This window comes from Micromonospora sp. NPDC005707, assembly GCF_040631005.1.
In the GTDB taxonomy this organism is placed as follows: Bacteria; Actinomycetota; Actinomycetes; order Mycobacteriales; family Micromonosporaceae; genus Micromonospora.
In genome coordinates, this window is sequence record NZ_JBEXYR010000012.1 from 1 (window position 1) to 15,480 (window position 15,480).

The window sequence follows — 15,480 nt, forward strand, 5'->3', positions numbered from 1 at the left end:
CGCCGCAGGACCACACCACGGTGGCGGAGCTGGCGATCGAGCGGGCGAAGCGCCTCGTCGAGCTGGGCCACGACGTGGTCGTGCTGCTCGACTCGCTGACCCGGCTGGGCCGCGCCTACAACCTGACCGTCCGCTCGGCCGGCCGCACCCTCTCCGGCGGCATCGACGTGGCCGCCCTCACCCCGCCCAAGCAGCTGCTCGCCGCCGCCCGGACGCTCGAGGAGGGCGGCTCCCTGACCGTCATCGCCACCGCCCTGGTCGATACCGGGTCCGCCGCGGACAGCCTCATCTTCGAGGAGTTCAAGAGCACCGGCAACGCCGAGTTGAGGCTGGACCGGGCGCTGGCCGACCGGCGCACCTTCCCCGCCGTCGACGTGCGGGCCTCCGGCACTCGCCGCGAGGACCTGCTGCTCACCGGCGTCGAGCGGGAGCGCCTGCGGGCCCTGCGTGCCGCGCTGTCCACGCTGGACCGGCAGGCGGCGCTGGACCAGCTGCTCCGCCAGCTCGCCGCCAGCGGCGGCAACGCGCATTTCCTGGCCCGCCTCGGTGCCGCGGCCCGCGGCTAGGATCTGCGGTCATGGACGCTCCCCGAGCCGACGGGCCGCCGACCGTACGCCAGTTGCGCCTGGTCGTGGAGGCCGAGGACTACGACGCCGCGGTCGCCTTCTTCCGGGACGCGCTGGGCCTGCCCGAGCAGGCCGCGTACTCGGGTGGCGACGGCGCCCGGGTGGTGATCCTGGAAGCGGGCCGGGCCACGCTGGAGCTGGCGAACCCCGCACAGAAGCGGATGATCGACGAGGTGGAGGTCGGCCGCCAGGTCGCGCCCCGGCTGCGGGTGGCCTTCGAGGTGGACGACAGTCGCGCGACCACCGAGCGTCTCGTCGCGGCGGGCGCCACCGAGGTCGCCCCGCCGACGGTCACCCCGTGGCAGTCGCTCAACGCCCGCCTCGACGGCCCGGCTGGCCTGCACCTCACCGTCTTCGAGGAGCTGCGGAGCCCGGCCGAGCGGGAGACCCTGGACGGCTTCGGCACCGACGGCTGAGAATCCCCGTGGCGCGCCGCCCGTCGGCCCCGCGATACTCGGGCCCGTGCCCGACGTGACGATGACCCCCGCGCAGGCCGCCGCCCTCCGGCACGTCCGCGACGTCGCCCTGCGCGACCGGCCGGCGGCGCTCGCCGTCATCGCCCGGCACCTCGCCGGCTCCGGCGCCGCGTACCGCGCCGAGGAGATCCTCGCCGCGGTGGCCGCGCACGGCCGGCTGACCCTCAACTTCCACCCCGACCGGTTGCTGCGCGACGGCCGGACGGTCGCCGAGGCGCTCGACCAGGAGGGCGTCTACCGCAGCCAGTTCGAGACGGGCGTCTCCAACGGAGGGCTGACCGCCTTCCCCGGCGGCGACCGGGACCGCTGGGAGGAAAAGCTGTTCGGCGGGGCGTACCAGCGGCCCGGCGTGCCCCCGGCGGACCGGCCGAAGTACGGCGGCCTCAACCTGCTCGACCACCCGGACGGCGCCTGCCCCCGGTTCGGCTCCTGCCACCTGCGGTTGCGCCCCGCGGCGCTCGCGCGGGCCACCTTCAGCTTCGGGGACAGCCACACCGAGCCGAAGGACCTCGGCACCCTCACCGTGTTCGAGCCCGTGCTCGCCGCGCTGCTGGCGGCCACCGCCACGACCGGGATCAGCCTCGGCGTGGCCGGCATGGACACCGGCACCCTCCTGCAGACGCTGCTGCGCCGCCGCGAGCGGGCGTCCGACGCGGCCGGCCGGGCACTGGACGACTACATCGAGGCGCAGGTGCACGGTGAGGTCAGCCTCGCCCGGGACGTCGAGGCCGTGGTGGTGGACCCGTCGTTCCGGGGCACCGAGGAGGGCACGATCCTCGCCGGGATCGCCCGGCGGCACGGCTTCGCGCTCTGCTGGCACACCGGGTTCGAGCTGCCGGTCGACGGCGTCGACGCCGAGTTCCGGGGGCCGGCCATCCCGCCGCTCGCCGCCCGCGTGCACGCCGAGTTCGCCCGCCCCGGCGAGCCGGTGCATGCCGCGCTCATCGGCCGCGCCGCCGCCTCGGTGGTGCGCGAGCCGCAACGCTGGGCCGACCGCGGCCCGACCGAGGTGACGCTGCAGCACCTCAAGCAGCTCTGGCACGTCCTGGTCCGGTTCGGCGTCCCGTCGGCCGTCTAGACCGTTTCCATCGGGTTGTCCTTGCCGTCACGGCCGTCCGGAATCCCGGGTGAGCTGGACCGCAGCTCCAGCGGGAGCGGGCATTTCCGGAATGCCCGACTGGTCGAGCTGGTTGTGTCCCCCGTACCGCCGGAACACAAACCCGTACCGACGAGTAGTTCCCCCGAGGGGCGCTCACCCCGGAGCGCGTCGTAACGATCGAAAGGGCATCCATCGTGAAGCAGCACTTCACTCGATGGCTCCCCGCCATCGCGAAGACCGCCGTGGCGAAGGCCGCCGTCACCCGGACCGCCGTGGCGAACTCCGCCATCGCCGAGACCGCCATCGCGAAGACCGCCGCCGCGAGGACCGCCCTCGCCACCAGCCCGAACCGCCGCGCCGCGCTGACCGTTGCGGGCGTGGCCTGCCTGGGCGGGCTGGCGTTCGGCCCCACCGCCGTCGCCGCCCCGGTGACCAGCGGCCCGCACGCCGGGGCCCTGGCCGCCATCGGCCTGGCCACCGGCAAGAAGACCGGCACCGAGACGGTGAAGTCCGGCCTGACCACCGGCAGTGACAAGGTCCCGACCAAGGCCGACCGGCCCGACCGGGAGCAGCTCATCCCGCACGGTGTCGAGGGCGCCCAGTCGCGCATCCCGCTCGACGACGCGCAGCTCGACAACGCCAAGGCCATCGTGAAGGCGGCCAAGGAGAGCGGTGTGGGGGAGCGGGGCGCCGTGATCGGCGTCGCCACCTCCCTGCAGGAGTCGAAGCTGTACAACCTCGGTCACCTCGGCACGTACAACGACCACGACTCGGAGGGCCTGTTCCAGCAGCGCCCGTCGTCCGGTTGGGGTACGCCCGACCAGGTCACCGACCCGGACTACGCCAGCAAGGCGTTCTTCGGCGCGCTGAAGAACGTCGGCGGCTGGCAGGACCTGCCGCTGACCGCCGCGGCCCAGACGGTCCAGGTGTCCGCCTTCCCGTACGCGTACGCGCAGTGGGAGGAGCAGGCGGCGGACATCGTCCAGCAGCTCTGGTGACATGACAAGACCCGCGAAGCGGCCGGCCCCGGACACGGGGGCCGGCCGCTTCCGTCTGTCCCGACCTCCCGCCGCCCGGGTGCCACGGCGTTCCACCGACCGGTGTCGGCGGATTGTCCGGTTCGCAGGCGGCCTCGGTCGCTGAGTGGGAACCTCATGTATGTCTCCCGCGCCCGGATACCTCCATGGCGTTCCACCGGCCGTCCGGGTCTGAGTGCGGTGTCCGTTTCGCGGGTGACCGGCGGCATCCCGGCGGCGGAATGGCCGGCGGGTGGGGGTCGTTGTATCCGGGTGAACGACCGAGGACCACGCCCCGCCCGACGGGGTGACTGGCCCGCGTGACAGCCCCCCGCGTGACAGCCCGCCGAGGCGGGGCTGCCCGGCCGGGAATGACGGTGGCCCGCCGGTCGTTGTACATGGTCCCGGCGCGACGAAGAGGCCTTCGCCCCGCGCGCCGGATCCCCCAAGACTTTCTTGAGCGCCTGACGGTGCTTGCGCACACCAGCAGAGCCGACGCCCGTCGGCCCGCGTGTGCGCCAACCCCCGAATGGAGCTACCCCCATGAACACGATGCTGCGTAAGAGCGTGCTCGGTATTGCTGGTCTGGCCTTCACCGGTGGCATCTTCGCCGGTCCGGTCGCCGCCCACGCCGACGCCGCCCCCGTGCAGGGCACCACGCCGGTCGCGGTGAGCGTGCAGGGCGCCCAGTCCAAGATCGAGCTGAACGGTGAGCAGCTGGCCAACGCCAAGGCGATCATCGCGGCGACGAAGAAGGCCGGCCTGCCGGAGCGGGCCGCGGTGATCTCGATCGCCACGAGCCTGCAGGAGTCGAAGCTGGAGAACCTGGGCCACCTCGGCGACGCCAACGACCACGACTCGCTGGGCCTGTTCCAGCAGCGCCCGAGCTCGGGTTGGGGCACGCCGGAGCAGATCACCGACCCCGAGTACTCCACCCTGTCCTTCCTCAAGGGCCTCAAGCAGGTCGACGGCTGGGACAAGATGCCGCTGACCGACGCCGCGCAGACCGTGCAGGTCTCGGCCTACCCGGACGCCTACGCCCAGTGGGAGCAGCAGGCCACCGACATCGTCACCCACAACTGGAACAGCTGACAGCCGAACGAACACTGGCCGGCACCCCCGAGCGGGGTGCCGGCCAGCGGCGTATCCGGATCAGGCCGGGGCGCTCTCGGCGCGCAGGCGGGACGAGCCCGTGCCCACCGACCAGCCCGCCACCCACCGGCTGGCGCTGGTGTCGCTGGTCCGGTCGGTGAGGTGGTACCAGTCCATCCGGCAGCTCTGCGGAGTCACGTCGAGCACCCCGTACCCGTGCCCGTCCAGCTCGGCCCAGCGCACGTGCGGATTCGTGGAGCGGAGCAGCCCCGCGCCGAGCCGGCTCAGCGGGTTCCCGGCCGGCAGCCTGAGGAAGTCGTTGACGTTGTCGCTGGTCACCGACGGGACGACGAACTCCGCGGCGGCCGGCTCGAACAGTGTCGTCCGGGTGGTCACCTCGTTGGCCCACGAGGTGTGGATGTCCCCGGTCAGGAAGACCACGTCCCGGGTGCCGGTGGCCCGGAGGTGGTTGACCAGTTCGTTGCGGTCGGCGTTGTAGCCGTCCCACTGGTCGGCGTTGAGGACCGCGCCGTTCTCGGGGATGCCGAGCAGCTTCCCGAGCGGGCCGAGCAGCCAGGACGGCAGCGCGCCGACGTCCAGGCGGGCCATCATCACCGGGTTGCCGACCAGCTTCCACCGCGCGGCGGAGCCGGACAGCCCCGCCTTCAGCCAGGTCATCTGCGCGTCGCCGGTGATCGTCCGGTTCGGGTCGTCGACGTCGGCGCCGGAGGCCTGCGCCGACCGGTACGAGCGGAGGTCCAGCATGGACAGCTCGGCCAGCCGGCCGAACCGGAATCGCCGGTAGATGGACCCGTCCGCGCCGATCCGCACGGGCATCCACTCCAGGTACGCCCGCCGTGCGGCGGCCAGCCGGTCGGCGAACGGTCCCTCGGCGCCCGGGGTGTGGTTCTCGGCGCCGCCGGACCACTCGTCGTTGGCCACCTCGTGGTCGTCCCAGGTGATCACCCAGGGCACGGCGGCGTGCAGCGCCTGCAGGTCGGGGTCGGTCTTGTAGAGCGCGTGCCGGATCCGGTAGTCGGCCAGCGTGAGCACCTCGTGCGCCGGCTGGGTCGGCCGGACCACCCGGCCGGCGGCGGCGAACTCGCCGGTGCCGTACTCGTAGAGGTAGTCGCCGAGGTGGACGACGAGGTTGAGGTCGCCCCGGTCGGCCAGCCGCCGGTAGGCCGCGAAGTAGCCGGCCTCCCAGTTCGCGCAGGACACCACGCCCATCCGCAGCCGGTCGACGACCGAGTCCACGGGCGGGGCGGTCATCGTCCGGCCGGTCGGCGACCAGGCGCCGCCGTGGCCGAAGCGGTACCAGTAGGTGGTGGCGGCGGCGAGGCCGGAGACGGCGATCTTCACCGTGTGGTCCCGGTCCGGCCCGGTGGTCAGCGTGCCGGCGGCGACGGGCGAGCGGAAGTCGGGCTCGGTGGCGACCTGCCAGCTCACCTCCACGTCCGGGCCGGCGCCGGAGCCGGGCAGGGCGTCGGGGGTCGGGGTGACCCGCGTCCAGAGCAGGATCCCGTCCGGCAGCGGGTCACCGGAGGCGACACCGTGCCGGAACGCGGCGGTGGCCGCGCCGGCGGGGGAGGGGCCGGCGAGGGTGGCGCCGGCCAGCAGGGCGGTGCCGGCGGAGGCACCGGCGAGACGCAGGAGGGTACGACGGTCGAGGGTGTTCGTCATGACCCATGTATCTACCGCCGTCTACGTCTCCGGCGCACCCCTCCGGGCGGCGAATTCGCAAGCTGTTCCGCGCGGGTTCTCAATTCGCGGGCGGATCAGGAGCGGTCGCCGGAGTGGCGGTGCTCGGCGACGACGTCGACGAGCGCGGCCACCAGGGCCAGCGCGATGATCGCGACGGCCAGCAGCAGCGAGTGCCGGTAGGCGACGGTGAAGTCGCCCCGGCTGTCGCTCAGCGTGGAGAAGAACAGCGCGCCGACACCGGCGATGCCGGCGGCCGAGCCGATCCGCTGCCCGGTCTGCAGCATGCCGGCGCCGCTGCCGGCCTGCGGCACGGGCACCTCGGAGAGGGTCAGCGTCTGGTTCGGCGCGATGACCAGTCCGCTGCCCAGCCCGGCGAGCAGGAACGGCACGGCGAGGAGCAGCGGCACGGAGTGCCGCGGCTCGTTCCGCAGCACCCACACGGTGGCGAGCAGGCCGAGGACGACCACCAGCAGGCCGGCGGCGACCAGCGGCCGGCCGAACCGGGTGACGACCCGGCCGCCGACGGCCGAGGCGGCCGCCGAGCCGAGCGCGAACGGGGTGATGGCCAGGCCGGCGGCGAGCGCGCTGTAGCCGAGGCCGACCTGGAGGTAGAGCGTGAAGATGAAGAAGATCGCGGTGAACCCGGCGAAGTAGACCAGGCCGATCAGCGATCCCAGGGTGTACGAGCGCAGCCGGAACAGCCGCAGGTCGAACAGGGGCGGCCGGTGCCGGCCGTACCACCGCTCCCAGAACGCGAAGCCGGCCAGGAAGAGCAGGCCGACGGGGATCAGCGCCCACTTGCCGGCGCCGCGCCACTGCTCCCGTTGCACGAGCGGCAGCAGCACCATGGTCACCCCGAGGCCGAGCAGCAGCACCCCGATCGGGTCCAGGCGGTGCCGGTCCGGCTGGCCGGCCGGGCGGGCCGGAATGAGCCGCCAGCCGAGCACCACGGCGAGGATGCCGACCGGGATGTTCACGAAGAAGACCCACCGCCAGCCGTGCTCCTCCCCGCCGAGCTGGATGAGCAGCCCGCCGAGCAGCGGGCCGACGGCGGTGGAGATGCCGATGGTGGCGCCGAGCAGGCCGAATGCCCGGCCCCGCTCGGCGCCCCGGAACAACTGCTGGATCATGCCGCTCACCTGCGGGTTGACCACCCCGGCGGCGGCGCCCTGGACCAGCCGGGCCACGACCAGCCACTCCGGCGAGCGGGCCAGCCCGGCCAGCGCGCTGGTCACGGTGAACAGCGCCACCCCGACCACGAACGCGGTACGCCGGCCGCGGGCGTCGCCGAACCGGCCGGCCGGCACCAGCACCAGACCGAAGGTCAGCGCGTAGCCGGACAGCACCCATTGCAGGTCGCTGGGCGTGGCGTGGAGCGCCCGGTCGATCGACGGCACGGCGACGTTGACGATGCTGACGTCCAGCAGGGTCATGAATGCCGCGACCAGGCCGACGCTGAGGGCCTTCCAGCGGCGCCGGTCGTCGGACCCGCCGGTGTCCGCCGGCGCCGACGACCGGTCCGTGCTCATCGTGCCTCCCGTGGACCGTCGATCACGCATTCTTCGATCGCTACCCGGCCCCCGATGGGGCAAACGACGATGTCAGGTCATCTGGCGCGCGCACCACCGCGGTCCGAAGTCGAGCCCGGACATCGGGGAGTCCTCCCGATGCAGCAGCCCCCGCTCGGTGAGCAGGTGCAGCGGCTCGCGGAGCTCCTCCTCGGTCATTCCGGCTTCCTGGGCGATCAGGTCCGGATAGGGGACGTGCCCCCGCACCTCGAGCGCGGACACCGCCTGGTACACCCGTTCCTCGATCGCAGACAGCTGTACCTGCTGCATCGCTTCCCTCCTCGGCGTGGACCGCCCGACCGGCGGGCGGTCTGCGCCCGGCGGTTACCCGGGCGGCGTCCGATGATGCCCACCCGTTCGGGGGGTCGTGGCCGGCGCGTGCCGGGCGGGGGGTCGGCGCCGTGGCCTAGGCTGCTCCCGTGATCATCTGGGACCTCGTCGTCGTCGGTGGCGGCCCCGCCGGCCTCTCCGCCGCGCACGCGGCGGCGCGGGCCGGTGTCCGCACCCTGGTGGTCGAGCGGGCCACCCATCCCCGGTACAAGACCTGCGGGGGCGGCCTGATCGGCACCTCGCTGACCGAGATCGCCGACCGGATCGAGGTGCCCGCGCACGACCGGGTCGACCGGATCGACTTCACCCGGGACGGGCGACGCGGCTTCACCCGCCGGCACTCCGCGCCGCTGGTGGCCATGGTCCGCCGGGAGGAGTTCGACGACCGGCTGCGCGCCGCCGCCGTCGCCGCCGGGGCCGAGGTCCGCGAGGGGGTCGCGGTCCGGGCCGTCGAGCAGGACCCCGACGAGGTACGCCTGCGGCTGGCCGACGGCGACACGGTACGCGCCCGCGCGGTGATCGGCGCCGACGGCTCGTCGGGCGTGACCGCCCGGCACGTCGGGGTGACGTGGCGCCAGGTCGACCTGGGGCTGGAGTTGGAGCTGCCGGTCCCACCCGCCGAGCAGGACCGCTGGCGCGGGCGGGTGCTCATCGACTGGGGCCCGGTCCCCGGCTCGTACGCCTGGGTGTTCCCGAAGGGCGACCGGCTCACCGTCGGTGTCATCGCGGCCCGGGGCGAGGGCGACCGCACCCGCGCCTACCTGCGCGACTTCGTGGCCCGGCTGGGCCTGGCCGGGGTCGCCCCGGAGCACGACTCGGGGCACCTGACGCGCTGCCGGGCGGAGGACTCGCCGCTGCGCCATGGCCGGGTCCTGGTCGCCGGCGACGCGGCGGGCCTGCTGGAGCCGTGGAGCCGGGAGGGCATCAGCTTCGCCCTGCGGTCGGGCCGGCTGGCCGGCGAGGCGGTGGCCGGCGGCGACCTCGACGCCTACGAGCGGGAGGTCCGCCTGCGGCTGGTGCCGGAGATGCGGGCCGGGCACCGGCTGCTGGAGGTCTTCACGCGGCGGCCCGACGTGTTCCACGCGCTGCTGGCGACCCCGCCGGGTTGGCGGATGTTCGTCCGGTTCTGCCAGGGGCGGGCCAGCTTCAGCGACGTCCTGGCCCGCCGCCCGGTGCGAGCCGGCCTGGCCCTGCTGGACCGGCTGCCGCCCCGGCGGCCGAGCGAGGCCGAGGGCGCACGCTAGTCAGGGCACGACGACCGCGCGGCCGTGGATCTCTCCGCGCCGCAGCAGCTCGTACGCCTCCGGCGCGTCCGCCAGCGGGAAGGTCTGCACGTCGGCCTGCAGTTGCCCCGCCCGGGCCAGGGCGATCACCTCCTGCAGTTCCGCCCGGGTGCCCCAGAACGGCACCTCGACCGACGTCTCCAGCGGGACGGTCGGCGGCTCGTCGGCGACCGGCCGCACCGGCAGGGTGCCGCCGGCCAGGCCGACCAGCAGCACCCGACCGCCGGTGGCGACCACCTGCCGGGCCGTGGTGACCGTGGGGTCGGCGCCGACGAAGTCCAGCACCACGTCCGCGCCGTCCGGCGGCGGGCCCACCAGAGCCCGGATCCGGTCGACGCTGTCCGGCCCGGCCTGCACCACCTCGTGCGCGCCCATCCGGCTGGCCAGGTCCAGGGCCGCGACGCTGGTGTCCACCGCGATGATCCGCACCGCCGTGGTGGCGACCAGGATCTGCACCGCCATGTGGCCCAGCCCGCCGATGCCGATCACCACGCAGGAGGTGCCGGGGCGCAGCTGCTCCCGGGCCAGCTCGACGGCGTGGTACGGGGTCAGCCCGGCGTCGGTGAGCGGGGCCGCCTGGGTCAGGTCCAGCTCGCCGGTGTGCAGCAGCCGGGAGGCGGGCACCACCACGTGTTCGGCCAGGCCGCCGTCGCGGCTGAGCCCGATGCCGCCGACCGGCACCACCCGGCACTGGTTCTCCGCGCCCCGCAGGCAGGCCCGGCAGCGGCCGCACCCGATGATCCCGTAGACCGCCGCCCGGTCCCCGCCGGTCCAGCCGGTAACGCCGGGTCCGACCTGGTCGACGGTGCCGGCGATCTCGTGCCCGAGGGTCATGGGGACGGGGTAGAGGCCGGCCGGCGCGTCGAGGATGTGCAGGTCGGAGTGGCAGGCGCCGACCGCGCCGACGCGCAGCAGCACCTCGCCCGGCCCGGCGGTGGGGGTGGGTACCTCCACCTGCTCCAGCACCCCGGGTGCGGTCATCCGTACCGCGCGCATGGTCGCCCCCCACCTTGTCGCCGGACGAATCGTCGCGGCGGCTTACCCCGACCGGATCGATTGATGCGGCAGGTGGCCGGGCGGGCGCACAATGCGGTCATGAGCGAGCCGCGCGAGTCGTTCACCGACGAGGAGTACGCGTTCCTCCGGCACGTCCGCTTCGGCGAACTGCCGCCCTCGGTGCGCCCGGAGGACCGGGTGGAGTCGACCGAGAGCGAGACCGAGCCGCGCCGGGACCGGCCCGACCCGACCGGCGGTCAGCACGAGTGGGACCTGCGCGCCGGCGGCGCCTGACCGGTCCGTGGACGCGGACGGGCCCCGGGTGCGGCACCCGGGGCCCGTCGTGATTGGTACGGATCAGAAGACCGGCACGCCGTCGCGGACCAGCTTCCAGTTGTCGACGAAGAAGTCGGCCGGCCGGATGACGCCCTTGGCCTGCGCCCAGTCGATGAGCAGCTGGCGGATCTCCTGCTGCTGGTTGTAGACCTGGGTCTTCACGATGCCCGGGAAGTTGCCGCCACCGCTGCGCCGGTAGTTGTTGACCGCGACGACGAACTGCGCGTCCGCGGCGACCGGGGTGTCGGTGCCCGGCAGCACCAGGCGGGTGATCCGCTGCCCGACCGGCTTGGCGATGTCGATGTCGTAGTCGAGGCCGGAGATCACGTCGTAGTTGTAGTCCGGCACGGTCGGGTCGTTGATGTTGTCGAGGTCGATGGTGACCCCGGCCGCCCAGGTCTTGAAGTACTTCGCCGAGTACTCCAGGTACGCCTTCACCTCGGCGCCGGTCATGACGACCGCCTCCAGGGTGTTGTCGAAGACGTACAGCCCGGCGACGTCGCGGATCCGCACGTCGCCGGCGGGGAAGACGGCGGTCCGGCTGAACGGCGACGCCTGCGACAGCACCGGCAGGTTCGCGTACGCGGTGCCGGCCAGGGCCGCGGTGACCACCTCGGCCTGGACGTGGTTGATGAAGTCCAGGATCGGGGTGTCCTTGTACCGCGACTCGACGGTGGACAGCTCCACCTCCGACTGCGCCACGACCTGGTTCACGTACCCGACGGTCTTGGTGTGCTGGCCGCGGACGGCGGCGAGCACCGCCGGGTCCTCGACGACGGTGTTGGTGTTCAGCATGGTCGAGCCCTTGCCGGCGACCTTCCAGCGGCCCTTCTCCCGGGTCAGGGTGAAGTCCATCCGGGTGAGCCGCTGGCCCCACTTCGACGGCTCCGAGGTGAGCACCTGCGCGCCGGTGGCCTTGTTGGTGACGAACTTCTCCGGCACCTCGTTGTGGGCGTGGCCGAAGAGGATCGCGTCGATGCCCGGCACCTGCTCGGCGATCAGCGCCACGGGGTTCTCGTTCGGCAGCTCGGGGCCGTAGCTGGAGGTGCCGCTGTCGCCGCCGTGGGCGGAGATGATGACCAGGTCGGCGCCGCGCTCGCGCATCACCGGCACCCACTTGGCGGCGGTGGCCACCATGTCGGCGAAGACCAGCCGGCCCTCGACGTTGGCCTTGTCCCAGATGGCCACGCCCGGGTTGGTGAGGCCGAGGATGCCGACCTTCAGCTTCGGCGCGCCGTGCCCGCCGAGGTCGACCTCCTTGATCACGTACGGCAGGAAGGCCGGCTTGCCGGTCTTCTCGTTGATCGCGTTCGCCGCCAGGGCGGGGAAGCCGAGCTGGCCGATCCAGGTGGCGAGCAGCGGCAGGCCGTAGTTGAACTCGTGGTTGCCCAGCGTGACGGCGTCGTACTTCAGCACGTTCATGGCGTTCGCCATCGGGTGCGTCTCACCGGTGCTGGTGATCGGCTCCTGCTTGGCGTAGTAGGTGGCCAGCGGGGTGCCCTGGATGGTGTCGCCGGCGTCCAGCACCAGGGTCGCCCTGCCCTTGCGCTCCGCGCGGATCTGGTTGACCAGGGTGGCCAGCTTCGCGACGCCGACGTCGTTGTGCTTGCTGTCGTCGAACTCGGCGTCCCGGTAGTAGTCCCAGTTGTAGACGTTGCCGTGGGTGTCCGACGTGCCGAGGACCGTCAGGTCCCAGGTCTTCGGCGGCTTCGGCTTGGCCTCGGCGGGAGCGCCGGCGATCAGGGGGGCGGTCGCGGCGGCGGCGGCGACGGCCAGCACCTGGCGGCGCGAGGCGCCGGAGGAGGAGGTCATGAGGTGCCCTTCCATGGGGGTGGACGCGCCTCGTGGGCGCCGTTGCGCACCATAACGACCAGCTGTCACAGACGCCACATTGCCCAGAGGTATCTCACACCACCAGCGCCACGGGACCCCATGGCGTAACACCGCACGGCGGCCCGTTTCCGCCCCCGACCCCCGGGTAGGGCCGAGGGGACGGACGACGACGGTGCGAGGGAGACCCGGTGAGCGAGGACCAGTACACCCAGCAGGACCCCACCCGGCAGTACGGCCAGCGGCAGGGCCAGCCCGGCCAGCAGCAGTCGGCGCCGGGCACCGAGCGGGAGATGGGTCCCAAGCCGGACCACGGTGAGGAGTCGTACCGGGGCAGCGACCGGCTCGCCGGCAAGCGGGCGGTGATCACCGGCGGTGACTCCGGCATCGGCCGGGCGGTCGCGATCGCCTACGCCCGGGAGGGCGCCGACGTGCTGATCTCCTACCTGGGCGAGGAGGAGGAGGCGGACGCCGGCGAGACGGTGGCGCTGGTCGAGCGGGCCGGGCGCAAGGGCGTCGCCGTCCGGTGCGACGTGCGGGAGGAGGCGAACTGCCGGAGCCTGATCGAGCGGGCGCTGTCCGACCTCGGCGGCATCGACATCCTGGTCAACAACGCGGCCTTCCAGATGTCGCAGGACAAGGGCCTCCTCGACATCACCACCGAGCAGTTCGACCGGGTGTTCAAGACCAACGTGTACGCCATGTTCTGGCTCTGCAAGCTGGCCGTGCCGCACCTGCCCGAAGGTTCGGCGATCATCAACACCTCGTCGATCCAGGCGTTCGACCCGTCGCCGCAGCTGCTGGACTACGCCACCACCAAGGCGGCCATCGCCAACTTCACCAAGGCCCTCGCGCTGAACCTGGCCGACCGGGGCATCCGGGTCAACGCCGTGGCGCCGGGCCCGGTCTGGACGCCGCTGATCCCGGCCACCATGCCCGAGGAGAAGGTGAAGCAGTTCGGAACCGACACGCCGATGGGTCGCCCCGGTCAGCCCGCCGAGCTGGCCCCCGCGTACGTCTTCTTCGCCTCCCAGGAATCCAGCTACGTGACCGGCGAGATCCTCGGCGTCACCGGCGGTAGGCCCACCAAGTGAGGTGGCCGCCCGGCGGCGCGTGCGGTCAGCGCGGCCAGGTGGCCATCCGGCGGCGGACCTCGGCGACCTGGCCCGGGTCCAGGCCGTAGCGGGCAAACCGGCGGTCCGGCACCCGGTCCAGGTAGCGCCCGGCCTCCCGGATGTCGTCGGCGTCCAGCGCCGGGTCCACCTGCCGGGCCAGCTCCAGCAGCTCCGCCACGGCGTACCGGTCCAGCGCGGCCGAGACGTCGATGTAGTCGCGGACCTCCCGGCGGTTGACCAGCGCGGCCGTCTTGTTGGCGATGAGGTCCCGGACGTCCATCACCGGGCCCAGGTCCATGACCACGGGGCTGCGGTACCGGTCGAGCCGGGCCAGGCTGAGCCGGATCTGCCGCCCGTCCCGGCTCACCACGAAGTCCCGCAGGTCCCGGTCGTAGCCGTCGAACAGCTCGCCCAGCTCGCTGCCCGGATCGGCGTCGGCCACCTGGTAGCCGGCCCGCTCCAGCGCCGCGCGCACTCCGGCCGCCGCTGCCGCGGCCGCGCCCTCCACGTCGGCGAACAGGTCGACGTCCTCCGTCGGGCGGGTGACCAGGCCGTGCGCCGCCCAGGCCACCCCGCCGCCCAGCACGAACCGGTGCGGCCCGGCGGCCGCGAGGGCCACCCGGGCCACCTCCCGGTAGAAGTCGTGCAGGTGGGTCACGCGGCGCGCAGGCCCCGGTGCCGGCTCTCCCACGCCAGGCGTACGCCCCGGGGCAGGTTCAACAGCGGCCACACGCGGCGCAGCGTCCCGCCGTGGATCAGCTCGCGCAGGTCCTCGACGCGGCTCGTCTCGCGCAGCACGTTCTCGTACATCCACAGCAGGTCGTCGGGGTCGCCCAGGTCGAAGGCGCGCTCGCTGCTCCACATCAGGCGCACCGGCAGCTCGACGATGCCCCGGGTGGGGCCGGCGAGCTCGCCGAGGGTGCGCGCCACCACGGCGGGTCGCCCGGGCCGGGCGAGGTACGCGGTGCTGGTGGCCGACATGGTGTCAGGGTAACCCCTGTCCGGCGTTTTCCCATCGCCCCGACCTGGCAACTCCCGACCACCCCACCCCGCACCTGACCGCCCCGCCTGGGGTGATTGTCCGGTTCGGGGCTGTGACGGGCGGCATCCTGGCGGCGGAATGGTGGGGGGTCGGGGGTCGTTGTACATGGTCCGGCGCGGCGTAGAGGCCCCCGCCCCGCGCGCCGTTGATTCCCCCGGAGTGACTTCTCTGAGCGCCTGACGGTGCTTGCGTGCGGCCGGCCCCTGCCGGTCTGCGCGTCGACCCCCGAATGGAGCTACCCCCATGAACACGATGCTGCGGAAGAGTGTGCTGGGTATTGCTGGTCTGGCGGTTGCCGGTGGTCTGGCGGCCGGTCCGCTGAATCATCACGAGGCGGCGCCGACGGCGGGGCTGTCGGAGGCGGCGATGGTGCAGGTCGACAAGCCGGACGCGGGCAAGCTGATCCCGCACGGTGTGCAGGGCGCCCAGTCGAAGATCGACCTCAACGACGAGCAGGTCGCGAACGCGAAGGCGATCATCGCCGCGACGAAGAAGGCGGGTCTGCCGGAGCGGGCCGCGGTGATCTCGATCGCCACGAGCCTGCAGGAGTCGAAGCTGGAGAACCTGGGCCACCTCGGCGACGCCAACGACCATGACTCGCTGGGTCTGTTCCAGCAGCGCCCGTCCAGTGGTTGGGGTACGCCGGAGCAGATCACCGACCCCGAGTACTCGACCCTGGCGTTCCTGAAGGGTCTGAAGCAGGTCGACGGCTGGCAGGACATGCCGCTGACCGAGGCCGCGCAGACCGTGCAGGTGTCGGCCTACCCGGACGCGTACGCGCAGTGGGAGCAGCAGGCCGCCGACATCGTCGGCCAGTACTGGAACAGCTGACCCACGTGGATCGCTGGCCGGGGCCCGGTCCCAGCCGCCGGTGACCGCCGTCACCGAGAACCGGCGGAAGAACGAGCGACCCAGTACCGTTGTGCAGAGCGTCGGTGTGTCCAGTGTCCCCGGGCCTCACCTAAAT

Annotated in this window: 15 protein-coding genes and 1 pseudogene; 9 read left to right on the forward strand and 7 right to left on the reverse strand. The window is 73.2% G+C overall.

Translation table 11 applies throughout. From position 1 onward, the window contains the following. The 5 genes and pseudogenes from ABZ452_RS22900 to ABZ452_RS22920 form a co-directional block, all read left to right on the forward strand. Nucleotides 1–566, forward strand: a pseudogene (locus ABZ452_RS22900) (transcription termination factor Rho); the annotation flags it as partial. A gap of 11 nt (nucleotides 567–577) precedes the next feature. Then, nucleotides 578–1,042 (forward strand): VOC family protein, encoded by a 465-nt coding sequence (locus ABZ452_RS22905; RefSeq protein WP_357946331.1) that lies wholly within the window; start codon nucleotides 578–580, stop codon nucleotides 1,040–1,042. Between the two features lie 61 nt (nucleotides 1,043–1,103). Beyond that, nucleotides 1,104–2,180, forward strand: coding sequence for a DUF3626 domain-containing protein (locus ABZ452_RS22910; RefSeq protein ID WP_357946780.1), 1,077 nt, complete (start codon nucleotides 1,104–1,106; stop codon nucleotides 2,178–2,180). Between the two features lie 215 nt (nucleotides 2,181–2,395). Next, on the forward strand, nucleotides 2,396–3,199 hold the full coding sequence (locus tag ABZ452_RS22915; protein ID WP_357946334.1) for a hypothetical protein: 804 nt from the start codon (nucleotides 2,396–2,398) through the stop codon (nucleotides 3,197–3,199). A 561-nt stretch (nucleotides 3,200–3,760) separates the two neighbouring features. Then, nucleotides 3,761–4,309: a hypothetical protein gene (locus ABZ452_RS22920; RefSeq protein WP_357946336.1), complete on the forward strand. Its 549-nt coding sequence runs from the start codon at nucleotides 3,761–3,763 to the stop codon at nucleotides 4,307–4,309. A 60-nt stretch (nucleotides 4,310–4,369) separates the two neighbouring features. Here ABZ452_RS22920 and ABZ452_RS22925 read toward each other — a convergent pair whose 3' ends face one another. From ABZ452_RS22925 to ABZ452_RS22935, 3 genes are all read right to left on the reverse strand, one after another. After that, nucleotides 4,370–5,992 carry an alkaline phosphatase D family protein gene (locus ABZ452_RS22925; RefSeq protein ID WP_357946338.1) on the reverse strand — a complete coding sequence of 541 codons (1,623 nt, stop codon included), beginning with the start codon at nucleotides 5,990–5,992 and terminating at the stop codon, nucleotides 4,370–4,372. 95 nt (nucleotides 5,993–6,087) lie between these two features. Next, entirely contained in the window at nucleotides 6,088–7,572 is a 1,485-nt protein-coding gene (locus ABZ452_RS22930; RefSeq protein WP_357946340.1) for an MFS transporter, read from the reverse strand. Between the two features lie 42 nt (nucleotides 7,573–7,614). After that, entirely contained in the window at nucleotides 7,615–7,851 is a 237-nt protein-coding gene (locus ABZ452_RS22935; RefSeq protein ID WP_357946343.1) for a hypothetical protein, read from the reverse strand. Nucleotides 7,852–8,000: 149 nt separating this feature from the next. Between ABZ452_RS22935 and ABZ452_RS22940 the strand changes: the two genes are divergently transcribed. Next, nucleotides 8,001–9,155, forward strand: a complete 1,155-nt coding sequence (locus ABZ452_RS22940; protein WP_357946345.1) for a geranylgeranyl reductase family protein — start codon at nucleotides 8,001–8,003, stop codon at nucleotides 9,153–9,155. Here the strand turns inward: ABZ452_RS22940 and ABZ452_RS22945 are convergent, their stop codons facing one another. Further along, nucleotides 9,156–10,190, reverse strand: a complete 1,035-nt coding sequence (locus ABZ452_RS22945) for an NAD(P)-dependent alcohol dehydrogenase (protein WP_357946347.1) — start codon at nucleotides 10,188–10,190, stop codon at nucleotides 9,156–9,158. Nucleotides 10,191–10,289: 99 nt separating this feature from the next. On the opposite strand from ABZ452_RS22945, the gene ABZ452_RS22950 reads away from it, so the two are divergent. Next, entirely contained in the window at nucleotides 10,290–10,484 is a 195-nt protein-coding gene (locus ABZ452_RS22950; protein ID WP_357946350.1) for a hypothetical protein, read from the forward strand. A gap of 63 nt (nucleotides 10,485–10,547) precedes the next feature. Here ABZ452_RS22950 and ABZ452_RS22955 read toward each other — a convergent pair whose 3' ends face one another. Then, on the reverse strand, nucleotides 10,548–12,338 hold the full coding sequence (locus ABZ452_RS22955) for a 5'-nucleotidase C-terminal domain-containing protein (protein ID WP_357946352.1): 1,791 nt from the start codon (nucleotides 12,336–12,338) through the stop codon (nucleotides 10,548–10,550). A 209-nt stretch (nucleotides 12,339–12,547) separates the two neighbouring features. On the opposite strand from ABZ452_RS22955, the gene ABZ452_RS22960 reads away from it, so the two are divergent. Beyond that, nucleotides 12,548–13,450: an SDR family oxidoreductase gene (locus tag ABZ452_RS22960; RefSeq protein WP_357946353.1), complete on the forward strand. Its 903-nt coding sequence runs from the start codon at nucleotides 12,548–12,550 to the stop codon at nucleotides 13,448–13,450. A gap of 25 nt (nucleotides 13,451–13,475) precedes the next feature. On the opposite strand, the gene ABZ452_RS22965 is transcribed toward ABZ452_RS22960, so the two are convergent. After that, a complete protein-coding gene (locus ABZ452_RS22965) occupies nucleotides 13,476–14,129 on the reverse strand; it encodes a nucleotidyl transferase AbiEii/AbiGii toxin family protein (protein ID WP_357946356.1) in 654 nt (217 codons plus the stop codon). Further along, nucleotides 14,126–14,452 carry a hypothetical protein gene (locus tag ABZ452_RS22970; RefSeq protein ID WP_313720344.1) on the reverse strand — a complete coding sequence of 109 codons (327 nt, stop codon included), beginning with the start codon at nucleotides 14,450–14,452 and terminating at the stop codon, nucleotides 14,126–14,128. Before ABZ452_RS22970 ends, ABZ452_RS22965 begins: the two co-directional genes overlap by 4 nt. A 304-nt stretch (nucleotides 14,453–14,756) precedes the next feature. Here ABZ452_RS22970 and ABZ452_RS22975 point away from each other — a divergent pair, with 304 nt between their 5' ends. After that, nucleotides 14,757–15,344 (forward strand): hypothetical protein, encoded by a 588-nt coding sequence (locus tag ABZ452_RS22975; protein ID WP_357946359.1) that lies wholly within the window; start codon nucleotides 14,757–14,759, stop codon nucleotides 15,342–15,344. Nucleotides 15,345–15,480 lie beyond the last annotated feature (136 nt).